This is a genomic window from Coraliomargarita algicola (assembly GCF_033878955.1).
GTDB lineage: Bacteria > Verrucomicrobiota > Verrucomicrobiia > Opitutales > Coraliomargaritaceae > Thalassobacterium > Thalassobacterium algicola.
In genome coordinates this window covers 3,673,210-3,698,108 of record NZ_CP138858.1, presented here as the reverse complement: position 1 = coordinate 3,698,108, position 24,899 = coordinate 3,673,210, and the positions used below count along the sequence as shown (strand labels likewise).

20 protein-coding genes and 1 pseudogene are annotated in these 24,899 nt (G+C 50.8%); 11 read left to right on the top strand and 10 right to left on the bottom strand.

Features of this window, described 5'->3' with window-relative positions; all coding sequences use genetic code 11:
• Window positions 1-301: 301 nt before the first annotated feature.
• A complete protein-coding gene (locus SH580_RS15270; RefSeq protein WP_319831703.1) occupies window positions 302-1,420 on the bottom strand; it encodes a helix-turn-helix domain-containing protein in 1,119 nt (372 codons plus the stop codon).
• A 361-nt stretch (window positions 1,421-1,781) separates the two neighbouring features.
• On the opposite strand from SH580_RS15270, the gene SH580_RS15265 reads away from it, so the two are divergent.
• The 3 genes from SH580_RS15265 to SH580_RS15255 are packed head-to-tail and all read left to right on the top strand — an operon-like array spanning window position 1,782 to window position 4,069.
• Window positions 1,782-2,489, top strand: a complete 708-nt coding sequence (locus SH580_RS15265; protein WP_319831702.1) for a multiubiquitin domain-containing protein — start codon at window positions 1,782-1,784, stop codon at window positions 2,487-2,489.
• Window positions 2,464-3,630 carry a ThiF family adenylyltransferase gene (locus tag SH580_RS15260; protein ID WP_308951521.1) on the top strand — a complete coding sequence of 389 codons (1,167 nt, stop codon included), beginning with the start codon at window positions 2,464-2,466 and terminating at the stop codon, window positions 3,628-3,630. The genes SH580_RS15265 and SH580_RS15260 overlap by 26 nt, the downstream gene beginning before the upstream one ends.
• Window positions 3,623-4,069: a ubiquitination-like system serine protease family protein gene (locus tag SH580_RS15255; protein WP_319831701.1), complete on the top strand. Its 447-nt coding sequence runs from the start codon at window positions 3,623-3,625 to the stop codon at window positions 4,067-4,069. Before SH580_RS15260 ends, SH580_RS15255 begins: the two co-directional genes overlap by 8 nt.
• A gap of 282 nt (window positions 4,070-4,351) precedes the next feature.
• Here the strand turns inward: SH580_RS15255 and SH580_RS15250 are convergent, their stop codons facing one another.
• Window positions 4,352-6,106 carry a hypothetical protein gene (locus SH580_RS15250; protein ID WP_319831700.1) on the bottom strand — a complete coding sequence of 585 codons (1,755 nt, stop codon included), beginning with the start codon at window positions 6,104-6,106 and terminating at the stop codon, window positions 4,352-4,354.
• A 161-nt stretch (window positions 6,107-6,267) separates the two neighbouring features.
• On the opposite strand from SH580_RS15250, the gene SH580_RS15245 reads away from it, so the two are divergent.
• A complete protein-coding gene (locus tag SH580_RS15245) occupies window positions 6,268-6,936 on the top strand; it encodes an EcsC family protein (RefSeq protein WP_319831699.1) in 669 nt (222 codons plus the stop codon).
• Here the strand turns inward: SH580_RS15245 and SH580_RS15240 are convergent, their stop codons facing one another.
• Window positions 6,937-8,115 carry a DUF8462 domain-containing protein gene (locus SH580_RS15240; RefSeq protein ID WP_319831698.1) on the bottom strand — a complete coding sequence of 393 codons (1,179 nt, stop codon included), beginning with the start codon at window positions 8,113-8,115 and terminating at the stop codon, window positions 6,937-6,939. It lies immediately after the preceding gene.
• A 203-nt stretch (window positions 8,116-8,318) separates the two neighbouring features.
• On the opposite strand from SH580_RS15240, the pseudogene SH580_RS15235 reads away from it, so the two are divergent.
• Window positions 8,319-8,537: pseudogene (locus SH580_RS15235) on the top strand (HigA family addiction module antitoxin); the annotation flags it as partial.
• Between the two features lie 309 nt (window positions 8,538-8,846).
• On the opposite strand, the gene SH580_RS15230 reads toward SH580_RS15235, so the two are convergent.
• Window positions 8,847-9,890 carry a J domain-containing protein gene (locus tag SH580_RS15230; protein WP_319831697.1) on the bottom strand — a complete coding sequence of 348 codons (1,044 nt, stop codon included), beginning with the start codon at window positions 9,888-9,890 and terminating at the stop codon, window positions 8,847-8,849.
• A 251-nt stretch (window positions 9,891-10,141) separates the two neighbouring features.
• Here SH580_RS15230 and SH580_RS15225 point away from each other — a divergent pair, with 251 nt between their 5' ends.
• The 3 genes from SH580_RS15225 (at window position 10,142) to SH580_RS15215 (ending at window position 12,852) form a co-directional block, all read left to right on the top strand.
• Entirely contained in the window at window positions 10,142-10,420 is a 279-nt protein-coding gene (locus SH580_RS15225; RefSeq protein ID WP_319831696.1) for a GNAT family N-acetyltransferase, read from the top strand.
• Window positions 10,421-10,639: 219 nt separating this feature from the next.
• The gene (locus SH580_RS15220) at window positions 10,640-11,860 is read left to right on the top strand and encodes a DNA-binding transcriptional response regulator (RefSeq protein ID WP_319831695.1); all 1,221 of its coding nucleotides are present in this window, start codon (window positions 10,640-10,642) and stop codon (window positions 11,858-11,860) included.
• 122 nt (window positions 11,861-11,982) lie between these two features.
• Window positions 11,983-12,852, top strand: a complete 870-nt coding sequence (locus SH580_RS15215; protein WP_319831694.1) for a TraB/GumN family protein — start codon at window positions 11,983-11,985, stop codon at window positions 12,850-12,852.
• A gap of 31 nt (window positions 12,853-12,883) precedes the next feature.
• On the opposite strand, the gene SH580_RS15210 is transcribed toward SH580_RS15215, so the two are convergent.
• The 4 genes from SH580_RS15210 to SH580_RS15195 all read right to left on the bottom strand — a co-directional run bounded on the left by SH580_RS15210 (window position 12,884) and on the right by SH580_RS15195 (window position 20,973).
• Window positions 12,884-13,630: an RsmE family RNA methyltransferase gene (locus SH580_RS15210; RefSeq protein WP_319831693.1), complete on the bottom strand. Its 747-nt coding sequence runs from the start codon at window positions 13,628-13,630 to the stop codon at window positions 12,884-12,886.
• 6 nt (window positions 13,631-13,636) lie between these two features.
• Entirely contained in the window at window positions 13,637-14,851 is a 1,215-nt protein-coding gene (locus SH580_RS15205) for a DEAD/DEAH box helicase (protein ID WP_308948005.1), read from the bottom strand.
• Between the two features lie 285 nt (window positions 14,852-15,136).
• Window positions 15,137-17,215, bottom strand: coding sequence for a BamA/OMP85 family outer membrane protein (locus SH580_RS15200; protein WP_319831692.1), 2,079 nt, complete (start codon window positions 17,213-17,215; stop codon window positions 15,137-15,139).
• Window positions 17,212-20,973: a translocation/assembly module TamB domain-containing protein gene (locus SH580_RS15195; RefSeq protein ID WP_319831691.1), complete on the bottom strand. Its 3,762-nt coding sequence runs from the start codon at window positions 20,971-20,973 to the stop codon at window positions 17,212-17,214. The genes SH580_RS15200 and SH580_RS15195 overlap by 4 nt, the downstream gene beginning before the upstream one ends.
• Window positions 20,974-21,075: 102 nt before the next feature.
• Here SH580_RS15195 and SH580_RS15190 point away from each other — a divergent pair, with 102 nt between their 5' ends.
• Both SH580_RS15190 and SH580_RS15185 read left to right on the top strand, forming a co-directional pair.
• Entirely contained in the window at window positions 21,076-21,948 is an 873-nt protein-coding gene (locus tag SH580_RS15190; RefSeq protein WP_319831690.1) for a glutamate--tRNA ligase family protein, read from the top strand.
• Between the two features lie 2 nt (window positions 21,949-21,950).
• Window positions 21,951-22,799: a mechanosensitive ion channel family protein gene (locus tag SH580_RS15185; protein ID WP_319831689.1), complete on the top strand. Its 849-nt coding sequence runs from the start codon at window positions 21,951-21,953 to the stop codon at window positions 22,797-22,799.
• On the opposite strand, the gene SH580_RS15180 is transcribed toward SH580_RS15185, so the two are convergent.
• Complete coding sequence (locus SH580_RS15180) at window positions 22,767-23,384, bottom strand: LysE family transporter (RefSeq protein ID WP_319831688.1); 618 nt, start codon at window positions 23,382-23,384, stop codon at window positions 22,767-22,769. The two genes, SH580_RS15185 and SH580_RS15180, sit on opposite strands and share 33 nt — an antisense overlap.
• Window positions 23,385-23,443: 59 nt before the next feature.
• Window positions 23,444-24,292, bottom strand: a complete 849-nt coding sequence (locus SH580_RS15175) for a heavy metal translocating P-type ATPase metal-binding domain-containing protein (protein ID WP_319831687.1) — start codon at window positions 24,290-24,292, stop codon at window positions 23,444-23,446.
• 112 nt (window positions 24,293-24,404) lie between these two features.
• Between SH580_RS15175 and SH580_RS15170 the strand changes: the two genes are divergently transcribed.
• The gene (locus SH580_RS15170; protein ID WP_319831686.1) at window positions 24,405-24,872 is read left to right on the top strand and encodes a BLUF domain-containing protein; all 468 of its coding nucleotides are present in this window, start codon (window positions 24,405-24,407) and stop codon (window positions 24,870-24,872) included.
• Window positions 24,873-24,899 lie beyond the last annotated feature (27 nt).

Genomic DNA, 24,899 nt, shown 5'->3' with positions numbered 1-24,899 from the left:
CCAACAAAGATTAATTCTCTCGTAGGGGCGCGACTTGTCACGCCCGCGTCGTAAAGGCTGCTCTGAATCGTCGGGCACGCATCAGTAGCAATGTCATTGCATCACGCAATCAATTCAAATTTGAAGAATGTATAGGAAGCCTAGCCATCTAAAGAGAGTTTCTTGTAAGAAAGAAATCTAGCTTCTAGTTTACAGAAGCTAGAGATCTCCATCGTCAAAGACCAAAGGGAAGACTCCCCAAGCACTAAGACTGACATCGGCTAATTAGCAGTTATACAAAATTACAGACACTCCTTATGTTTTAGCCAAGAAGAGCATATTTCTCTTTAACAATTTCCACGTCGGACTCAGTCAAAACCGATGCTACATTATAATTGATTTGCTGGTTCAATAAGGCGTCACCGATCATAGAATCAAATCGCTTAGGTCTTTCATCTCCTATAAAGCGACCAGGTTCGTTAACTGTTCGCCCATATTTTTTCATATTATAAAATATAGAAAAACTCCTATAAGCCGCTTGCGTAAGCAACTCACACTGCAACATACGCATCCCCAAGGCTTTTAAGGATATTCCATATTCTTGCTTAACATCAATAAGCTCACGAATGTTCATACGGCTCCTGCGCTCTTCGCCCAGAGCTCTTTTCAAAGCGGTTGAAGGCATTAAAAAGTTTCCCGAGAAAACATGACATAGCCGTTCCAACTGTCTCTCGTCAGCTAATATCTCAGGTGAGAAATCTAAAATAGCATGCGCCAATTCATGAACTAAATTAAAACGCATACGAGGCAAATCAAGTCGCCTCCCTCCAGGACCACTGTCATCCGGCTGCTGGATCGTCGCGAAACACATCACCAAATCCCCTTCAGGGCTTGCGACAAAAGCATCAAAGCCCTCATGGCTCGGAATCCTATAAAGCTTAATTCCATCGTTTTCGAATAGCTTAACAATACTAGCAATAGGACGATCGCCCAAATTCCAATGCCTCCGCATCTTTAAAGCAGCATTTTCAGCATCCAGTTCATTCGATACCGCGATTCGATGCGGCAACCTAGACTGGTGCGCCATCCTCAAGCCCGTCAGCTCTTCAAGCTGCATATATCTTTCAAAATAGTCTCCTGCAAGAGCGAGAATCGATGCACGATCCTTGCTACTAAACCTAGATTTCACAATACGATAGTCTACATCTCCGAGGTCCAAGACTTCCCCCTTAGTGAAATAAGTCACAGGTTTCATTAGAATCCTAGCAACACCATCAATAATATATGAACTAGGATTCAAGTCCCCATTCTCATACTTACTTAACGCCTGCTTAGTCAGAGGTAACCCCAACTCTCCAAGCTTTCCAGCAAGTTCATCTAAGCTCAATTTAGCCATTAATCGAGCATTCTTCAATCGAGACGGATTATATAAGCAACTCATAGACATCGGGGATGACGGTTATTAACGACAACACAATAAAACAAATTTAATTAATTTTGTCAACCAAAGTGAGACTTTTTCAATTATAGTAAAAATTTTTAATTACATTTTTTTAAGCAAAAAACACTAGATATAGTAAAAAACAACCTGAAGCCCTAAATATACGCACTTAAAAATTACGACACACATTAATATTTAGCGCTTGCCAAAAGGCATTTGTCTCTCTAGTATCCAAAAAATGAGGTTCTCATCTCTGAGAACCTCTACCGGACATCAAGAATTTACGCTCAACAACCAGCTGTGGTGGCAAGTAGTAGTAGCGAAAGTTCTGTCCGGTTCAACATAAAAAATATGTTAAATCATGACAAGTACAAGAAGCACAGAGGCTAAGACGATTGCCTCAATAAATGACAATATCGTCATCACACCGCAGAAGACTGCAAGTATCCAGTTACTGCTCGACCAAACGAACCTGCCCAACGAAGCAGGTCTCTACCGCGACCATCAGTCCCCCAACGATCCTTGGTTTGCAGCGGACGAGGAAATCTCTCTATCTGAGGGATCTTCCTTTTACACAGGAGAGCCGCCTTGCCGCGCTTCCCCACCTGTAAATGACGTGCCAGCAAAATACGTGGTCACGGTCAATGACCACCCCGAATACACGAATCGAAGAGAACAAACAGGTGCATCGCTGCGCCGCCTCTTCGACTTAGATGACGATGTGGAACTTCTGATCGATACAATGTCGCCCAACGACATCGTCATCGCTGACGAGGACCCTGTTGACCTCGGCCAATCAAATGTGCTGATCACACGGGATCGCAATTGCGACCCTCTGCGGATCAACATCATCGTTAATGCTCGCCCAAAGGTCGCTACAAAATGTCGCCTCTCGTATCGAGAAATCGTCGAACTTGCATTCCCGAACCCAAACTTCGCGACTCAAGTATTCACAGTAACCTATTGTAAAGGTCCACGAAGAAAGCCAGAAGGCAGTCTATCCGATGGTGATACAGTAAAAATAGTAGAAGGGATGGAGTTCAATGTCACTCAGACTAATAAATCTTAATCCCGACCTATCTCGACTCAGGGATGAGGGCTATGAAGTCCGCATTACCTCGAACTATCTACTCGTTGAAAATGTGCCTTACGTCACATCTGAGCGTGTTGTATCGAGAGGCACCTTGGTGTCAGAGTTGACTCTGAGCGGCGACAAAACTGCGCGCCCCAATACTCACGTGGCCTACTTCACTGGCTCGATTCCATGCAACAAAGACGGCAGTCAAATCACTGCAATCTTGCATACGACGAACGCCCAGCGCCTCACAGGAGAGTTAACCGTCAATTGCTCATTCTCAAACAAACCAACTGAGGGCTATGCTGACTATCATCACAAGATGAGCCGCTACGTGGAGATGATATCCGCACCAGCCAAGTCAATCGATGTAGATGCAAGTGCCCAAACGTTTCGGGTTCGAGAAACAACCGAAGATGAGTCTGTGTTTGTTTATCCAGACACGAACTCCAGCCGTGCCAGTATCAGTGCGGCGACTGAGCAAGTCGCGGGTTTGAAAATTGGTATCGTAGGACTCGGCGGAACAGGGTCCTACCTACTTGATTTCATAGCAAAGACCCCGGTTGCCGAGATTCATGTCTTCGACGGCGACATCATGCAAACCCACAATGCCTTCCGTGCTCCTGGAGCGCCAAGCATTGACGAACTGAATCAGGAACAGACGAAAGTGGAATACCTCAAGGGCATCTACAGTAAGATGCACCGCGGCATCCACGTCCACCCTGCCTACATGGACGAGCAAAATATTGCCGAACTTGCAGGGCTGGACTTCGTGTTCCTGTCGATGGACAAAGGGCGCATCAAGAAAGACATTACCAACTTCCTTGAAGAACGTGACATAGCTTTCATCGATGTCGGAATTGGAGTTGAGCTCGTAGATAACCGCCTAATGGGAACAGTGCGAACGACAATCAGCACTAAGGATGCAAGGGATCACATCTCGAAGCATATCGGCTTTGCCGATGACAATGTGGAGGACTTGTATTCTTCGAACATCCAAATCGCTGAGCTTAATGCACTGAACGCAACAATGGCAGTCATTCGCTGGAAGAAGCATTACTCCTTCTACCATGACTCCAAAAGCGAGTTGAATAGTTCGTATACAATCGGATTCAACACACTGGAAAGTGAATAAGCTCACCCACCAGTTCGTCGAACACCTACCAGATCAACTAGAGGAAGGCGCATTGTATATCTCAATCAAGTTCGCAACCGTAGCACACTTGTGCTGCTGCGGTTGCGGCAATGAGGTCATCACACCGCTCTCACCAACTGACTGGAAACTGACCTACGACGGAAAGAGTATCTCACTCGATCCATCAATAGGGAGCTGGAGTCTCGACTGCCGATCTCACTACTGGATCAAGCACGATAAGGTAAAATGGGCAGGGTCATGGAGCAAACAAGAGATCGAAGAATGCCACGTCCGTGAAGCCGAGCAAAAGGCTGTTTATTACGAAGAGGAGCAGCCAACAGTCGAGCAGACAGAGACTAAAATCTCCGTTACGCCCGAAAGAGAGAGGCCAGAACTCCTCGGCAGAATAAAGCACGCACTCAGATCATGGTTTAGTTGATCACGATCAAAGCCGCAGCGGATTTCCCGTTGCGGCTTTTTTTTATTCACTCCTCCAAAGCCCCTAGATTCCAGAGGCTTTTCTGTTGCGATCGGACACTAACCCCAAGGATCAACCTCACCACGTTCTGACGCCAACAAAACGAATCAATTCAACCGTAAATTAATTCACATTTGAATGAGTGCTCCAGCCGACGATGAATCAAATCGTGAACGGCAAGCGCCCGATCTCAAACGAGACCGCACGGTCCTCCAAAACTACAGGCATTAAGGCGTGTAACATCTAGGAATTCGACCAAACCTCTGCTTCAGGATGAGACAAGTCCTCAGGAAACATATCCTGCATCAATAAGCCATTAGGATTTGTCCCCAGCGACTCCACTACATGATCGGATTTTGACTTCCAGTAATACCATGAATCTCTAGCAGTCCATTGACTTCCAAGCGTCAAACCGTGAAGAATTCGCGAAAGCGTCCAAGAAAAATACTGCTGCAAATGATTCGACAACTGCGGAAGGCAATCGTGCTCGACTCCTTGATGCACCAGCAAATTCCTTGCTCGGTAAATCCTCCACAAATGCCAAGTTAATCTTTTACTGGAACGCTCGAGATCCCTCTGCAACGTCACAGGATTATGGAAGATCTTCCATGCTTCATATACTCTATAGAGTAAGAGAGGATGCTTAGCGACTACTTCTAACAATTTCACTATTCCAGCCGAATCCTTCGGCTCGCACATCAACTTCAAAATCTGCTCTGGATGAACCGCATCCTTATAGCCCAACTTGAATGGCAGCGAAGATCGATCAATCGTAGGATTATTTTTAAGCCAATAATGTATACTGATCGATAGATAACGAACAACTTTATCTATTTTCCTCCACGTTAAAATCGGGACAACGAGTCTCACAACTCTGTCGATAATCGACTTCCCATCAACTAAAGAGGCAAGACATTCAAGGGCTGACCATATATTAATCAAACGAAGACGATGATCATGCATGCTTAACGCTAGATTATTCAAGTCCAACGCTGACCGAACTTCCGACTCAAGGTTCGGGCCCATACTAAGTCGCTGCTCCAGAGCAGCTGCCACACTCGCGGACAATCTAGACGCGTCTCGTCGTGGGTGTAGATTTTGCAGTGACGGAGAGTAGGCTTGAACTTGCACAATTTCATCCTCTTGAACAATCCACATCTCTGAAAGAATGACCGGACCAGAGCTTTGTCGGTATAAAGAAAGAATATTTAGATTTGAGCGAATTTCAGCACGTAATTTCTCTGCAGCATCTATAGCTCGAAGTCCCATCGTTTTACGCCGAAATACTACGTGAGACTTCCCTTCAGGTAAGCCAGGAAGTCTAACAGAGCGACAAATGCCAGCTCTCTCACAAACTGCTCGAATAGACCCGATGGTCTTTTCATCTTTAGCATCTACAACAACTACACAGTCGAACTCTGATTCATCCCCCTCGAGCGAGCCAAGCACCCAAGATCTAACATTTTCCACATCTCCATCTAATGCGTCAGAGATATTAGCACAATCATTGGAATTGCACCCTCGACGAAATGCATATGTTCCAAGAGTAGTAAGGAGTTGATCTGCCTTTTTCTTTTTCGATGGCACTGAATCAAAATCCAGCTGCCTAAACTCCTCACGCATCGAGGCTTCAAGCGTCTCGGAGAATCCTTCTAATTCTAGAACACGCCCCAGACGAACAATCTTCGACGACGTATCCGAACTACTGATTTTATTCAGCATTCCCAAATGTCTAGCTGAACAAAATTGCGACTCGATCCCTGTTTTTACTCTTTCATCAATTTCAGCCTTAACCCAAATTAAGTGCTTCCCCCAAGCAGCCTGATTCTTCTGCAGTTCAGCGATTTCAACAGCTTCTGAAATCAATCCCGACAAACTGTAAAGTTTGGCATGATAGGAATCCGGAGAGTATTGATCAAACAACTCGCGCCATCGACATGCTACAAAAGCTGCTCCTAAATCTAAACCTGCAAGTGTATCCTGATTTGGGCACCACATTTAAAATAAAATGGCACACCTCGAAGAGATGTGCCATCATAAATGTTGGGCCTTGGGCGTGGAGTCATTTTGATTCTAGTCAAAACTTACCAACCGGCAGCCCGATATGGTTAAAAATAAACTCATATTTTACTTATTAATCAAGAATAATCGATAATTTCATGAGCAAGCAAACCATCCCCGAACCACATCCTGGCGAAATCCAACCGAAAGAAGAAATGAGCCCCGAAGACTATAACGATCTAACATTTGCTAAAGATAGACTGGAGAACACCAGCTTGGCAGCCAAAATTACAAATTTGATCGGAGCACCGCTAGAAAAGGCTCTTCAGAAGCTGCCAAACACAGTCCAAGGAAAAATTGGGGCAATCACTCAGACGGCCTTGATAGCCTCGATGAAAACAGTCCTGCTCTCCATGCGTGATAGTCCACATGCAGAGAGATCAAACCGCCTCCACAAACTCGCAGTTGCAACCTCTGGCGGCATCGGCGGCGCTTTTGGATTTGCGGGTCTCGCAGTAGAACTCCCGATTTCCACGACTATTATCCTTCGCTCCATCGCGGATGTCGCACGAAGCGAAGTTGAATCGATCCACAAACTTGAGTCCAGAATCGCCTGGATGGAAGTCTTCGCATTTGGTAGCTCACAGAACCAAGGTGACGATGCCGTTGAGACAGGATACTTCGCAGTCCGAGCGGCACTCGCTGATGCGGTATCGACGGCCACGCAGCAAATAGCACATGCCCATTTCACGATACGGCGACTTGAAAGAAATTACGGTAAGACCGCAGTCTGGGATGCCTACCACGAATTAGTAGAACTACAGTGATTACGAGGCTGGCATCACCCGCTTCAAAAATTCCCCAAATAACGGCACAGTAAACGCAAGCTCTCCGTAATTGGGGCTATAAATCATCCCTTTTCTAATCAGCTTCGCTCGGCGCGGGCTCAGACTGCCGACCGTAATCTGCATCTGCTCGGCGATATCGCCGATGCGATAGGGACCATTACCAAGTTCGGCCATCGCTCGAAGAAAGGCTTTCTCGCCATTGCTGAGGCGCTCAAAGCGGACGTGGAAGAAATTCTGATCGAGTCGTGCCAGCGTCAGCTCACTGGCTTGTTCGATGACCGACGCCGTGATCGGCGAGCTTTCGGCTCCGTTCCAGGCTTGGTAGCCCCACTCCTGAATAAAATAAGGGTAGCCTTGAGTCATCGTGACAATAGCGTCCACGGCTGCGGGTTCAATTGCAGCGCCCTCGGTTTCGACGGGGCCAACGATGGCACGGGCGGCATCGGCAGGCTCCAGCGCTCCAATTTGTGGAAAACTGAATAGCCGCTCGGCATACGATTTAGAATCGCCCGCCAGACGTGGAAGGATCGGCAAGCCCGCGCCAATCAAAACCAATGGCAATTGCCGCTGCTGCATCCGGTGCATCGCCATAATCAAAGCGCTCAACTCCTTTTCCGAAAAATACTGCAACTCATCGATCAGTAGAGCCACTGCGGTCTGACGTTCTGCCGCAGCCTGTGTCACGACCGCTAGGAGATCAGGCAAGTCCAACTCCAAATCACCGGTGTCCCCAGTGCCTTGCTCGGGATCGATGTCCAAGCCCAGCGGCATGTCGTCGAAGGTCACTTTAACGCTACTGATGAAACTCTTCAACACCGCCAAGCCACGACGGATCTGTTGCTTGGCCCCCTCCATGCGGTCCAGTTTGTAAAGAAGGTTGCGCAATTGAGGGGCCAGCAACACGGGAAGCGACTTATCCTCATGCGCTTCAATGAAAATAGTATGGTAACCCGCCGCCTCAGCCTGATCACACATCCTGTTCAGCAAGACCGTCTTACCGACCCCACGCAGACCAGTGAGCAACAGACTCTTTTCTGACTTCCCTTGCTTCACTCGTGCCAACAGGATCCGCACCTGCTCCAACACAGCCCCACGCCCCACCAATTCAGGCGGTGGCGAACCAGCGCCAGGAGAGAAAGGGTTACGTATCGGATCCATGAGTTCTACTTAGATCTATTAACTTATACTCAATATCGAGTATAAAATAGTATATCCTACTCTAAATAGCTTTCACTCAAAAGCAAGGACATATACCGAGTTATACTCAAATAAAAGTATAACTTGATATAACCTCGTAGATATAGATCTTCTAATGTAATTCCTATAGCCTGTAATTAACAGATAACACACCCTACCGTGTTGCGAAGGATTCTGGCATGTCCCAGCCGACGATGAGTCAGATCGTGAACGGCAAGCGCCCCATTTCAACCGAGACCGCTCTGCGACTGGCCACTTACTTCAGCACCTCTTGCGAGCTCTGGGTGAATCTCCAGAAAAACTATGATCTACGGATCGCCGAACGCGACTTGTTGCCTCGCATTCAAGCGGAAGTAAAACCACTGCAATTGGGTGTGGCATAGGCAGTGCCTCACGCCTCTAAAGCCTTCGGATTGCGAAGACTTTTCTTTCATCGGAAGCGAGGCGACGTTAGACCTTTTTCACATCTTCTACAGCAGTTAAGTCTTCGGGCGTAATGCCGCATCAATCAAAGTATTACGGACAGCTTTATTATTGGTGACCTGCCCTCTGAGATATTGCGTTCACTGCGCATTTCGTGAGCGCGGGCATTATGAATCGTGATCTCAAACGCGAAGTCCCAGTGCTGCGAATCGCATAAATCACACAACAAGTCGGGAAGACCACGCTGTTGCGACAAACGATTCGAATCCTTAAAAAAAGGTCATTTGCTCGGCATCAACCTCAGCGCACGAGCGGGGCTTCGCCGCTTGCTTACCTCCGTGCGAAGGCCCGGAATGTGTCGTCTTACTTCTCTGCTGGCGCTGCGCCGCACGAGCTGCCCGAATTTCAGACTCGCGCAGCTCTGCCTCCACTTCGTTGCGAATCGCTTTGGCCGCTCGTAAAAGATCGGCTACGGTCGCCTTCAAATCAATACTCTCAAACTTTAAGCCACCGGCAATTTCATATTCAAGCTGTGACGTCGGACCTTTATTTGAGAAATCAAAAGCGATATCCTTCTTAGCGGATCGTAATGCGTCACGAATAGGCAACAAATGCGACTTCTGATACGCAGCAAGGTCTCGCAAGCGAGCTAAGCCGAGCTTCACGCTCAGCCCCTCATCATCCATATCACAAACAGCTTCGACCCGTAATAATCCCTCAAGATCATTATTGTGATAGGCTTCCTGAATCTCATGCCAGCGCTTTTCCCGAATGGCTTCTTCAAGCTCCGAATGGTCAGGATGTAGACGCTTAGCCAACTGCCGGTAACAGGATTTCAAACGGACATTGTTAGCCGCCTTACGGGCACTTGCTACCTGTTCCGCCCCCTCGGATTGCCCCTGCTCAGAGCGAGCCTCCCCATAACTTTGATCGTAAAAATCATCCGACCAATCTTCATCGTCATCAAAAACATCATCCCAATCCTCCTCGTCAGCGTCTTCAGCCTCAGGCTTCGATTGCGGGGGCACATAGCTATAAAGCATTCCCTTCTTCTTCAGTTGAAACAGCTCCTGATAGAGTTTTGGCACGTCCTCGAATGAGTAATACGCGCAATGTGACAAATGATGCAAAATAAACTGATGCGCAGACACTTCCTCTCGTAGTTCGCGAACCTGCGTCAAAAGCACACCATGGGTACTATTGAGCCAGCGCTGAAAGGCCGCACGATCTTCATCTTCAAAATGAGCCAGCAATGCTTGCTTTTTGTCCAACTCCTTACGTAAGCGCTTACAGGTAGATAATGCTTTTCTCAAAAAGGGAGCTTGATCCACCACCAACAACTCCGTGCAAGTGACCGGAGGTATAGGAGTCCTCGAGTGCACCCTTTGCTTGCGAGATTTGGAGCCGTATGCCATAAGCTCGAAGCGTGTAATCTATGCCCTGCGCTTCAATTGCAAAATGGAAAGAAACAGATCTAATCACATCGATAATCAATAGGCATACCTGCGAATGTAATATCGCATTCTCGCTTGAAGTAAAAACTGATATCACGACTATGACGACAATGGAAGCATACGAAGTCATTCACAAGCCCCATGATTCGCGATTCGAAATTCGAATCGCCCCACATGTAGCTATACTTGAATACAAGATCATCGGCCACACGATAACCATGCATCATACTTTTGTCCCACCGGAGCTCCGAGGGAAAAGCCTAGCCGCTTTATTGGCGGACGCCGCCCTCGCATTTGCCAAGACATCAAAGCTCAAAGTGATCCCTCAATGCAGCTACATCGAAGCCTACATGAAGCGAACTCAGTTTACTCAGCCAGAAACAAATTAATAAATTCCAGTAAAAAATAGAAAACGCGAGCGCTTCAATACTTGACATCTGACAAACAGTACATCGCCCGCGATCTCAGTAACCATCAGCAATAGATCGCACTAACGACATCAAGAAAAACAAATCAGCGGAAAGTCTTATTTTACCTCGGCAAACAATACCTATTGCAACATGCGCACATAATCACTTACTTTGCTTGCTCCATCACCCCCATGTAAGATGAGTATCCACATTCTGACAACAGACTCTAGGCGCACCGAGCAACTAACGCATTTGTTAGCAGGTGGTCAGCAAGCATTTCATTTCTATAACGACTTAGAAGCACTGATCACGACGCTGCCGAAACTGAAAAAGACAGATAAGGTTTTCTACGATCTGCAATTAGAACCAGTTTTAATGGCCTTCGATGCACTCCGCTTCGGAGGAAAAAAAACAAACATAATCGCGTTTGAGCTCCTGCCCGAAGGTTCGACCCAATCCAACTGCCCCAGAACTGCCAAACACTATTTTGCTCTTTCAAACGACTTACGAAAATCAGGCGTGCGCCTCAAACAAGTGCTGCACGAAGTTGATACTTTGAATCTAAAGAAGAAACGCGCTCGCAAGAAGACAAGCACTTCAACACCTGAAAACCTGAAGACCAGTCACCGCAAGCCGACCTCAGCTCCCATTACACTCTCACGCTACCTAACCGCAAAAAGCGACGTAATGCAGCAACTCTTGGTCAAAATTGCGGACTTAGCCAAGCAACCCAAGTTCGTCCTTCTGACTGGCGAGGATGGAGCCGACTTTGAACTCACTGCGCACGAGCTTAACTTCCGCACTAACGGTGATTTGTGCCCTCTGCATATTGCTGATCCCATGCGCGTCGAAATCAGTGAAATTAAACGTAAGCTGAGCCCCCAAGCTGCAACAGGCTATTGCTATCTGGGTCTGTCTTATGAATTAGGCGCACTCACCATCGAACGACTCAACGAACACCTAACACAATTAAACGAAGAAGGTGCACAAGAGCCCCGCCCATGTTTCATCCTAGGGCATGTAGACGACTCCGAAGGCTACTTGGAAAATGAAGTCAAAACCTTACTTAACAGCTTTCGAAAATTAGGCGAGATCGTAGCCATCCCCCCCATGGCCGAACGCAAAGAAGATGTCAGCCTGATCGCCCAATCAATTTTTACCACATTACGCACAGCTCATCCCTTTTTGATGACCCGAATGCTAAGTCGAAGCGCCATCGAATACATGGAAGCACAGTGCGCGGAGATGAGTTACTCGAGCCTAGTCCGTATTATTCGCAACTCGATGTCACTCACCGAGCGCGACACCCTAACGCAAGATGAACTCAAGAGCTTTGGCGACGATAGCCCCACCACGTCACACTTGATCGAAAGCCTCGCCGACGAAAAGTATTTTAAAAGTCAGACTGGGGCAGCCTAGTGACAGAACAAATCGGTTCCCCATTTGCAAAAGAACTGATTTGCCGCTAAAACCACAGCGACCACAGCATACTTAGACAGCAGACCACTCGCTGCCCTGCCTCGATCCATTCGCTCCAACCGATGAAGACTCTACAAAACCTCGCCTACGTCTACTGCGCCATCATGGGCATCAACCTCTCTGCTCAGAGTTCTGTGTGGCAGGTGTCCGAGGGCGCACACAGCGTTTATATCTCCGGCACGTGTCACATACTCAGAGCTAGCGACTATCCACTGCCAGTCGAATACGATTCCGCCTACAAAGCCGCCGACAGCCTGGTATTTGAAGTCCCCCCAGAGGATCTCAACGATCCAGCCTTTGCCATGCGACTGATGACAGCAGGCGTCTATCAGGACGGCCGCACGCTAAAGAGCGTGCTTAGCGATGAAGCCTACACCGCCCTAGCCGCAGAATGCCGCCAAGCTAACATGCCGATTGAAATGATCCAAAGCATGAAGCCGAGCATGGCCGTCATGATGCTAACAGTGCAGAAACTCATGCAAGCGGGCGTGTCACAAGCGGGTGTCGACCTACACTACGCCCAGCAAGCCAAAGTGGATCAGAAGCCGACCGCATCGCTTGAAACGACGGAGTTCCAACTCCAACTCATCACTAGTATGGGCGAGGGCATCGAAAGCGAAATGGTGCTCTACAGTCTAAAGGACTTAGAACGCATCAACGAACTCTTCGAGCAAATGATCGAAGCCTGGCGCATAGGAAATCTGGATACAATTGAACAACTCTTTGTCGATGACATGCTACAGTATCCAGAAATCTATAACACCATGCTCAAGGACCGCAACGCCCGCTGGTTACCACAAATTGAAGCCATGTTAGAAACCGAGCCCACCGAATTAGTTCTAGTCGGCCTCGCCCACATGGCCGGCAGCGATGGCCTGATTAAACTTTTAACAGCCAAGGGTTATACCGTCACACAGCTAAATGCGGACTAAATACTACCTTTAAGCATTCGAACAGATGCACTTAAAGAATTGTGCAGGTCTGCGTATCGTAAAAATCCAAGCAAGCGGAAATAGCACCCACCGCGACAGTGCAAGCCGTCTCCAGGCGCAGCACATGTGCCCCTAAATGAGCTAACTTCCAACCGTTCTTACGAAAGGTATCACGCTCATTGGGCGACCAACCGCGCTCGGGACCCAAGGCGATTACGGCGCTTTGCAAGCCCGGGGATAATTGCTGTGGCAAAGATCCAGCCGCTTCGTAATTATCCAATGCGATGTGCGCGCCCTCACCTTGTAAAAAAGAAATCGCGGACTGCAAATCGGTGTGCATGCCGATCTCAGGCACATGCGTGCCGAAAGATTGCTCCGTGCCGAGGCGCAAGCGCTCTTTCCATTCATCGCTCGTCCATAAACTGCTTTGCGCGTATGAAGGCTCACCACGTTCGGCCTCAAAGAAGTGCAAATCCTGCACCCCCATACTCGCGGCCTCAAAGAGTATACGCTTGGCGGTATGCGGGCGCGGCAAACCGAGTAAGAGACGAATCGGCAAGGGCTTCGGCGCGGCTTCCGTGCCAATCACACGCAAACTGATCGCACCATCGGACTCCACCAAGGTCACCTCGGCTCGAGCACGCAGACCATTGATAAAGCCTACAAAGACCTTAGTGCCCACACGGGCACGCAGGACTTTAAAGATGTGCTGCCCGCGAGGATCACCAGCCTCCAGCCGCCTGGTTTCGAAGGGAGTATCAAAGAGGATGAGATTCATTAATGGCTACCGACGACGACCAAAACGGCTGCTGCCTGAATTACGCTTGCGGCGACGTGGCTTTTCAGCCGTTGAAGTGCGGATGATTGGCTCATGAAAGTAGTTAAAGCCTTCCAACTTCAACTGCGGAATCTGCATATCAATAAACTTCTCGATTGCGTCCAACTTGGCTTGCTCATCAGGCGCAACGATCGTCGCTGCATCGCCTTCACGCTGCGCACGGCCGGTGCGGCCGATGCGGTGCACATAATCTTCGGCATGCTCCGGCACATCGTAATTAATAACGTGGGTAACGTTGGCGATATCCAGACCGCGCGACGCAATATCCGTCGCAATCAAAATCTTAATCTTGCCGTCCTTAAACTGCTGTAGTGCTTTAGTGCGCGCCTTTTGCGGCAGATTCGAGTGCATCGCCGCGCAACTCAAGCCACGCTCTTGCAACCAGCGTGTGATGCGGTCGGCGCCCACCTTCATACGACAGAAAATGATCATGCTATCGATTTCCATTTGATCGATCAGTGCGATCAGCAGGTCAAATTTCTGCATGGCTCCCACCGGATAAATGACATGCTTCACCGTCTCTGCAGGTGTGAGCTTAATACCAATGGTCACGTCAACGGGATCTTTTAAGCCCTTAGCGACTAAGCGCTTAATATCCTCCGATACAGTTGCCGAAAAGAGTAATGTTTGCCGGTTCTTATTGCACAGCTTCATGATGCGCTGCACATCGTCGATAAAGCCCATATCGAGCATACGATCAACCTCATCCAGCACCAAGACTTCGATGGACTTGAGGTCAAAGTTCTTTTGCTGAATGTGGTCCAGCAAACGCCCGGGCGTCGCGATCACGACATCGGCGCCCGCCTTGATCTCATCAATTTGCTTACCATAGCCCACACCACCGTGGATCAGGCAGCACTTAGGCGCACAGTATTTGCCATACGAATCAAACTGGTCCTCCACCTGTGCCGCCAGCTCACGTGTGGGGCCCAAAATCAAGCAACGCGGTGCGGCGCCTTCGCGGTGCCCGCCGAGGCGATGCAGAATCGGCAGCGCATAGGCGGCCGTTTTACCTGTGCCTGTCTGCGCGGAGCCGATTACATCGCGCCCTTCGAGAATATGTGGGATCGCGCCCGCTTGAATAGGTGTCGGCTCTGTAAAGCCGAATTCGTCGATAGATTTAAGGATAGACTCGTCGAGTCCAAGTTCGTGAAACGTCATAATTATTTTGCTGTGGGTGAAATGCCCGGCCAACATAATAACGCATCCGGGTCCGATATAAATCCGAGCTATTTACGCGAAAAACGGTAATTACTCAGAAAGGAAGTCGCAAACACTGCCTGCATTTCATTGAAGATCAAGGAGAAAGCGTAAGCGCCTAAAAAGGGCGAAAGAAGACGTAGGGGCGTCACTCGTGACGCCCGCCGAGCTTGAGCGCCGAGCCTGGGTGCGCCGGTCTTCACAAGTGAAGCCCCTACATTTCGCAACAGTTTATAATACTCACAGCTAAAAAGGGAAGCCGATCGAAAAATGTAGCGCGCCGTCCGAATCGGAATCTCTGGGATTCAAATTGTGCCCATACTCCAAGCGCAAGGGCCCCACCACAGTCTGATACCGAAGTCCAAAGCCGATGGAGCTCAAGACCTCCCGCTCGCGATCGAAAAAGCCGTCGCGGGCATTCAAAACAGAATCAAAAAAGAACACGGTCGAAAGCTGAGAGTAAATACGCTGTTCCAACTCTAAATTAAGTAAGAGATAACTCTCTGAGCCCACTTCATCGCCCCCGGAATCCCTGGGGGAAGCACCACCTTCGACGTAACCACGCACGGAATTTTCCCCACCCGAGAAAAAGCGCTCATTAAATGGAATATTATCCTCGGCCGCGCCGGTAGTAAAAATCGTGCCTCCTTGCAGCCCGGCATGGAACAGTATGCTCTCACTCAACGAACTATGGTAGCTGCCCCCCAGCTCTAACTTTTGAAAGTTCACGCTTCCGCCCAGCCATTGTCCCGCAGTTTCTAAACTGGCATATAAGCTATAGCCGGAGCTGGGCGCTAAGAAGTCATCACGCCGGTCCAGCGATGCTTTAAAAGTCACACTCGCCACTGTAGCGTCTTCTTCCGATTCAAAACTAACTAGATCCAGACGATCAGCATTCTCTTGCGAAAAACCATACTCGACCGCCAGGCGCAGCCCCGTATCCGACAATTGCATAGAAGTGCCAACGGCCATCCCTTGGGCACGTCGATCAAAAGAGAGCTCTTCCCGATAATTGTATTCAGCATTCAGATACGTCGTCAACTCGGTCCCTAAAAACTGGGGAATCGAATAGGTGGCCTCGCCGAGTGTCGATTTGAAGCTCTGTTTCACTTCGACCTCGTAACGGTGCGCGCGCCCCCAGGGGCTGCGGTGCTCCCAGCGAAAACCTAGCCGGGCCTGTTCATAACTACCCCAACCTGCTCGCAGCTGTAGCTCCTTACGCTGACTTGGGCTGAGCGCATACACCACCGAGCGGGCATCGCCGCTAGTCGGCTCCAACTGCAGACCGACTTCTTGAAAGATCCCTAAGCCCATCAATTGACGCCGCGCCTCACTCACTGCAATTAAATCCAGCGGCTCGCCTGCCTTTAATTCAACCTGTCGCTTCAAAACAGAACGTTTTGTAGCCGTATCACCGTCGAACTCAATTTGCTGAAGCGTGACGGCCTGCCCGTAGTCCACGCGATAGCGCAGATGGCGAAGTATCACACCTGCCTGCTCTTCGGAATCAGCCACAATCTCACTGCTGACTGTCGCATCCGGATAGCCTGCGCGATAAGCTTCGTTACGAAGCGCCGCACGCTTGGCCTGTTCCCATTCGCGGGTGAACACCACTCTCTGCGCAGGCTCTTTGCGCACCTCATGCTCACCCCCTGCGCGCGTAATCACGATCTCTAACTCGCCAATTTGATATAAGGGCCCCTGCTCAATCGTGAGCTCTACCTGAACGGCCCCGCTCACTGGATCAATGTCAATCTGCTGGTTCACTACTTGCGCGGAACGATAGCCTAAGTCATCCAAAGCTCGCAGCAGGCGCCCCTGCCGACGCTCAAAATTCTCGTAGGTGAAAACTCGTGCTTTCTTGCCGGAAAATAAGACACCTCCGGGAATAAAAAAGCGCTCCACTTGTTTCGCTTCGATCGCATGCACTCCATCGACCACAACAGCATCGTAGTATGACAACACCCCGGGTGTGATGATAAATTCAACCGCCTCCGCGACAAAATCGACTTCAAGTTGAATGGCATAATCTCCCTGCCAATAAACAGAGCGCTCGGTATCCCCCACACACATCCGCCCCTCGATCGTGGGCTCTAGATAGCCCTTTCGCTTCATTTGCTCCAACAATAAGAATGCACTGTCTTCCAAGATGGCGGCATCCAAATCAATCGCCACATCTGACTCGACATTATTCAAGAATGACAAGCGTGCATCCATGCTTCGATCTTGAAAAAACCCCAAGCCAGACACCGTGAGATTACTCTGTCCCATTAAAGTGCTGCCCCACAACAGAGCCAAAATTGCAATCGGTAGTATCCGCCTCATCGCTTAAATAGACTCCAAATTAAATCCAGGTTATACGCATCATACACATCGTAGCCTCCCTCCAGAAACACATCTTCCGACAACTCATAGCGCACCCCGACTGTATTGCGACCGCTACGGCTGGTCTCCTCGCCGACATCGACCGTCAAACGATCAGAAAACTGTTCATCCATTCCGCCCGCACCCAGCAAGCCTTGCCCCAGATAGAGCCCGACCGAACCCACACCGCCGCCAGAAGTGCTACCAGTCGTCAGCAGTCTCACGATTGAGGCATTCGAGAGTGTCGGCGTGGATTGAAATTGCACATGTGGATCCTCCAGGGTCTGCGTCACATCCATCGTAATGATGTACGAGGCTTTTTGCGCAATACCGTTGAAACTTAACTGCACCGTATTCGGCTGGCCTGGCTCGATATAAGCTTCGCCGCTAGTGAGTCGCATTCTGGCACCGGGAAAGCGTAGCTCTCCATCCACGGTCCGCACCGTCCCGATCAATAAGGGTTCTGCAAAAGTGCCTCCCAAGTCAAAATTGGCCGTTAACTGCGTGCGAAAATAGGGACTGCGCACCCGCATAAACGAATCTCCGACAATTTTAAGATCAAAACGCCAGTCTGCAATCGCCGGCTCACGAATCGAAAAATAGGGAGGCTTTGACTGCGGCCCACTTTCCACGCTCGGTGCGAGCGGATCAAATTCCACCAGCATGGTGCTCGAGCGTAAGTTTAAATTACCCTGAACGATCGCGGTCTCGTCATGATTGGTATGGCTGGCCTGCACATCCAAATCACTGCGCAAAATCATATCTGTGGTTCGCACCAAAGGCACATTCAGCCCGTGCACGTGAAACTCCCACAGCGGACGATCCAGATCGCCTGCATCCAACCAACCGGTAAAGCTCACTGGACTGCCCCCCACTTGCGCCGAGGCCTCTTTTGCCGTAAAGCGACGTTCCGCCAATTCTAGCTCGCCACGGATCAAATCCACCGAAGGTAATGATTCTGTCGGGCGCAGGGCGAAGTCTTGAAAGGATAAACGCCCCGTCAAATTCCAATCGGGCTGCAGGTCTAAGGAACCGCTCACACGTCCGCTACGCCGCATTATCGGGGGCAAATAATCCACCCAGTTTTCGGCTTGCCAATCCCTCAGCTCGATTCGCCCGCTTCCCGCCGAGAGCCATGCCTTGCGAGCCTCCAAGCTCCCGGTGAGTGCAGTGATCAGCCCCGCGGTCGGCACGCTCAAGCGCCCCGTCACCTCACTCTGATTCACGATAAATTTGAACTGCTCAACTTGAACACGATCAGCTTCAGCCCGCGCCACAATTTCAATATGATCAATCTCAGGGACGTTCTCCAACGATGTTTCCAAACTGACAATCGAAACTTCCAGCACCCCCGTAGGCTGCTCCATCCGGCCGCCCACTTGCATGTTCAGCGCCGCCTCACTGAGCTTCAAACCGAAATGCTGCGACAACCATTTTGCAAAGCTGGGCGTCACGGAACCGGTCAAACTCGCGGCCAAATCTCCGCGATCTAATACCGTCCAAAATGCTTCACTCGCCACTGGCAATTGCAACCGCACAGGCGCGCGGATCGAACCTTGTAGCAAGGGAGCCTCCGCAAATTGCAACTGCACGGTATCCGCGACGAGACCTTCGGGGCTCAACTCAAGCTCGACATCTACACGCAGGGGCAGCTCCTCGCCGACGGCTCGCGTTTCCAAGTGCACCCCAAAGGACCCCAACAAATGCGGCCGCAAATCAGAAATGGACAGCTCCACCGATTCGATGGTGAGCGAGGGCAAGTCTCGAGCCACCCAACGCCCCAAGCGTTGTAATGTAACATTGCGCAAGCTTAGCTCCAAGCCCGTGGCCGGATTCCAGCCAACTTCGATATCTAACTCTGGCCCCTGCAAGTGAAAGCGCTCAGCTATAAATCGCGATTCTGGGAAATCCGCATCCCCGGAATATCGATAGCTAAAATGTGCGGGCGCCTGCAGCTCTAGTGTCGGACGCACGGGGTCCACCCACACGAAGCGACTGAGATCCAGCGACACACGTCCCTCCTCAAGCCGAGTCACGAAGGATGCCTCGATCACCGCACCCGCGGCTGTCGCCGAGCCAGCCACAGTCCATTGTTGCCAACCCTCACTCTGGTAGCTCCCCGACAAGCTGATGGGCGTCACGCCCGGATACTCCACCGTAAGTGGCTCCAAGTCCCCCACAATCATAGGGCGCTGCCAGTCTCCACCAATCCGCCCACGGGTCTTCAACCCATCCGAAAGCGCAAGCGGAGCCACCATCGTATTCAGCCACTCTGAAGCGAGCGCGACACTGTATTCGAAATCAAGCGACAGGGTGGACAGGTCAGCCTGCCCGCTCAAGTCCACCACCCCCGCGTCCGACGCCAAGGGCTGCAGCACGGCCTCATCCACCCGCAAGACGGAACCTTCCCAGCGCCCCGCCACATCCACCTGTGCCACCTGATAGCGATCGTAAATCAAATCCTTGGCATTTAAATTGAACAGCACGTTCGGCCCCGCACTCAACGAGGGCGCCACACTCAGACTGGCCTCGATCTGGCCGCCTGCAGGCAAGAAGGCCTGCTGTGATAAGTCGACACTGGCCTGAAATTCAGCCCGCTCAGCCACACTGCCATCTGCTAGATTCATTTCCAAAGGCTGACGTAAACGCAACTGCCCCCAGCCCGCAGCCAGTTGCAGTACCTCCAGCCGCAAGCGTTCTAAATCACCCGAAAACTCCATGCCCCCCGTCATTGTAATCGAGTCCTGATCTCGCGCCTGCACCACACCCTCAAGTTGTAGCCTGCCCATGTATCGCCCGGCTTCCCAACGAAAATCAACGCCTGTAAGCGCCCCGCCTTGCCATTGCATGGCCACCGCAGAGGGTAACCATTCAGGATCGATCGCAAACCGCTCCGACTGAAGTGCTGCCCGCACCGGCAACCGTTCCCCCTCCGAAAACGAAACCAAGCCCACAGCACGCTCCCCCGCGCGACGGAATTCAAAACTCACATCCAACTCTTCCGGACGAGGCTCCAGTGATAAGTCCAACTCTAGTCCCGCAGCGGGAGCCGTCACCAGTGCCGTCCAGTCCGCGTTCGGCTCCAACGCAGCCCGCAGCTCCACCTGATCCAGCAAGTCTGGCAAGCGCACCGACTCAACGACCGCGGCCAGTTGCCAATCGCTCAACGTCAACCTAGGCAGCTCGAATATCGCGGCTCCATCCGACGCGTGGACCTGTAAATCATTCAACTTCAGCGGAGGCAGCCATTGCCCATAGGTCCGCAAGGCCTCACGCGCTTGCCGCACCGTGGAAACCACATCCACCGGCTCCGACTCGGCCGGCTCCGCGGATGAGCCCTCGCTCAACTCAACCCGCAAAGTATCCACCTCCAACAAAGAGGCAGACGAAAAATCTCCGCCCAAGCGTTCCCACAAATATTGCTGCAGCGAAGGCACCTCCAAGCGCCCCAGCGAGCAGCGAAACGAATCCCTAGCATAGCCCAGCTCCGTAAATAACAGCCGCCCCGACTCCAAACGCTGCACCGAGCGCACCTCCACGTCCCCCCAACGCAGCAAGGTGGGCATAGCGCGAGGGAGCCACCAAATACTGGTGCCCCATAAAGCGCAGAGACCAATCAAACCATAAACCAACAGCCGAACCAGTATGCGTATGTAGCGAAATTTCTTCACAAAGACCCAAAGACTAAACAGAGCGCATAATAGCTCAACTTGTTTCACCGGATTTTAAGTTCGGTCAAATTAACTCAATGCCTAAAAAAACGACATCCACCCACACACTAAGCTTGTGAACACAACACATCCCGCGCTAGCATTTGCCTCATGAGTTCGACCTACCGAGGACGCATTGCACCCACACCGACTGGCTATCTGCACTTGGGCCATGCACGCACCTTTTGGATCGCAATGGAACGCGCCAGAGAAGCCCGCGGTCAACTCATCTTCCGCGATGAGAATCTGGATCCACAACGCTGCAAACCAGAATTCTCCCAAGGAGCCATCGAAGACCTGCGCTGGTTTGGCTGCGACTGGGACGAAGGCCCCGATGTGGGCGGCCCCACCGGCCCCTACCGCCAGAGCGAGCGTCACACATTGTTCCTGCAAGCATGGGCGCGCTTAAAAGACGCCGGCTACATTTACCCCTGCGATAAATCACGCAAAGATGTCGCCCGCGCCGCACAAGCCCCCCACCCCGAAGAAGAGGCCAGCGAGCCCATCTACCCCGAAAGCTGGCGCCCACCACTCGGCACCGGTCAGGCGGCCGACAGCCCCGGCGACACCAATTGGCGCTTTCGCGTGCCCGACGAACGATGCATCGAGTTCGACGATGGCCGCCTAGGCCCCTGCGCCTTTACCTGCTTGCGCGACTTCGGCGACTTCCTCGTCTGGCGAAAGGACGGCGTGCCCGCCTATGAGCTCGCAGTGGTGGTCGACGATGCCGCCATGCAAATCAGCGAAGTCGTGCGTGGCGAAGACCTACTCATCTCCACCGCCCAACAGCTGCTGCTCTACCAGGCCCTCGGCCTAAAAGCCCCCGAGTTCTACCACACTCCCCTGCTCTGCGATACCACCGGACAAAGACTCGCCAAGCGCAACCGCTCCCTCACACTGCGCGAATTAAAAGCCGCCGGACATCAACCCGCAAACCTGCGCACCTCCGATGACTGGTGGTCCGGACTCGAAGACTCCATCTGAATATGCAAGAAGAACTGCAACAACTCGAAGAGCTTAAAAACAAACTGATCCTCTACTTTGTAGAAAACGGCATGCGCCTATTCATGGCCGTACTAATTCTCATCCTAGGCATTTGGATCGGGAAACGCGTCGCCAATCTCATCCTTAAAATCTGCGAAAAGAAAGAGCTCGACCCCACACTCGCGCGCTTCTTCGCGGGCGCCACAAAAGTCATCATCATCTCCTTCGCGCTGATCATGGCACTCAGCAAGGCAAACATTGAAATCACCCCCCTGATCGCCCTCATCGGTGCCAGCGCCTTCGGTTTAAGCCTAGCAGTCCAAGGCCCCATTTCCAATTACGGCGCCGGCGTCGTGCTGATTATCACCCGCCCCTTTGTCGTTGGCGACACACTCACACTCAATGGACTCTGCGGCATCGTCGATAGCGTCAACCTCGGCAACACCCAGTTAATCAACGAAGACGAAGAACGCATCACCATTCCCAACCGCAAGGTATTAGGCGAAATTTTCACCAACTCCTACGAGTTCAAAGTAGTCGAAGCCGTCGTGGGCATCGATTACAGCGCCGATCCCGAACAAGCGATCCAATGCATCGCCACAGCCGTCAAAGAAATCGAAGGCATCGCGCCCGAGCGCGAGCCCGACGTCGGGATCGAAGACTTCGGCGACTCCGCGATCAACATCGGCTACCGCGTTTGGGTGCCCACCCAAACCTACCACCAAACGCGCTACCAAATTAACCTAGCCGTCTTTCGTGCATTAAAAGATGCAAAGATCAACATCCCCTTCCCACAACGCGATGTGCACTTGATCCCCTCACAGGCCAAGATACAGCACGATGCCGGATAGGCAAAGGCAGAGCACGGCACAGAATGGACGAATTTTGTTTAACGACTTGATTGTGATGGGCTGTGGCACTCGCTTGGCAAAATAAACCGATAGGACGACAAACTGCCCCCACCACCACGTGACGCCAATAAACGCCCCGAATAGGACACCGGGCACGACAGCCCACTCGGGAGGATGATTGATATAGGCGCCAGTCGCAAGTAAGATGGCCATCGCCGCAGGCAAGCGCATTGGCATCGCCAATGATTGACCGAAGGACCGGTGCAGCAAATCCCACGTCCCTGGTAGCACAGGCGCATCATCGACTCGTTCGACACGTTTGGAACGAAAGAATTTGAACGCCATATATACGAGCACAAAGGCAGCAAACAAATGCATACCGAAGCGAATAAACGGTAGATGCGCCGACATCATCCTCAAACCGGGCACTGCGACCAACAACCAAAAGAGGTGCGAGAGCCAAAAGCCAGCACCGACTGCCACAACCTGCCTCCTCGTTCCACTCACACCCACTTTGGCCAGCCACACCGCGCCAGGAAAAAGCGTGAGAGAAAAGATGAAGCCTGCGGTAATACCTTCGAGCATATCAGTAGCTTGTTACAAAAGAAAAAAGTCGCAATGAGTAAGATAAACGAACTCGCATGTTATCGTGTTGAAATAAAGGCTCCCAGCCACCGAGCGCCGATCAGCACACACACCAATGAAGCGATCCAAAAGCATCCGAGGCTAAGCACTAGGACAGAGAAAATGCATTGGTAAGCAACAAGTGCGCTCAGCGCCAAAATCATCGCCACGGGCACCCAATCACTATGCCAACGGCGAATTTGGATCGCCCGATAACTCGAAAGAAAAAAGGGTGCAGCGCCCAGCAGTAGAGTGAAGCAGAGACAGATCAAGCTCAGTAAGCCCAACAGAGCGCCCCCCTCGCCTACCGCGGATGTAGCAAACTGTTGGTAAGCAGCCAAAATAGCTGCATTTACGGTGAACACTAAAGTTAGCAAAAAGCGCAAGGCCAAAGGTGACAGACGTGAACTCGCAGCAGGCGCCATTGGCGTGGAGCTCATTCGATAGCCAAATTTAAACAACTCAGAGCCGAGTGCTGATAGATCGAAATCAGCGCGACGCCACTCAAGCGTAAGTGTATGTTGCGACAAACTAGCAACTGCTTGGCTACAACTAGCCTGATTACAAGCGAGACGCTCAATCAACCAAGCGCAGCCCATGCATGACATACCTTCAACTTCGAAAACTGCACGCACGGACTCAGCACTGGATTCAAGCTCCGACTGGGAACGACGGAGCGCCTGAACGTCCACATCAGTTAACACACGATCTTTAAGCGGCTGAGCCACGCGATCTTGTTTGCGATAATAATCTCCGAGCCCCTCCTGCTGAATTAACTGATAGACCTGCCGGCAACCAGCACAACAAAAGCCATCAACACCTGAACTTTCAGCGAAAGGTGTGGCACAATGCTTACAGCGGGTAGTCATAGGAATATAAGTGGGTCATTTAATAATAGAGTCGAGTTAAAGCACTACCAGAAGAATTGACAAAGCAAGTCTATACACTATTTTACGAATCCTTGCGCATGACAGGATCGTTATGGAAGAAAAACTCCATCAAATTATCTATATAAGCACAGCTGAAACCACTCTCACTGAAAGTGCTTTACTAGAACTACTTTCGGAATCTCAAAAGCGTAATGAAGCACGCGGCATTACGGGGCTTTTACTCCACTCAGATAACAACATCATCCAAATCATTGAGGGCCCGGAAGATGCCACTAAAGCGCTCTACAAGAAAATCTCAAAAGACCCGAGGCATCGTGGTGTGACTCTCATGTCAAGCAAAGCGATCGAGCACCGCGACTTTCCTCAATACAAAATGGGGTTTAAACGCACGAGTAATAAGGAATTAACCGAACACTTACCATGCTTTAGCCAGATCGTAGACAACGGCGCACTGCCTCCGGAAGAACTGGAAGGTGTATCCAAATTAGTCACAGTGATGCTGAGGACCTTCGCACGCACTACAAACATTGAGCGTTTTAGGTACGACAAAGTAAGCTAAGGCCCAACAGAGCCCTCCTTTACCGAC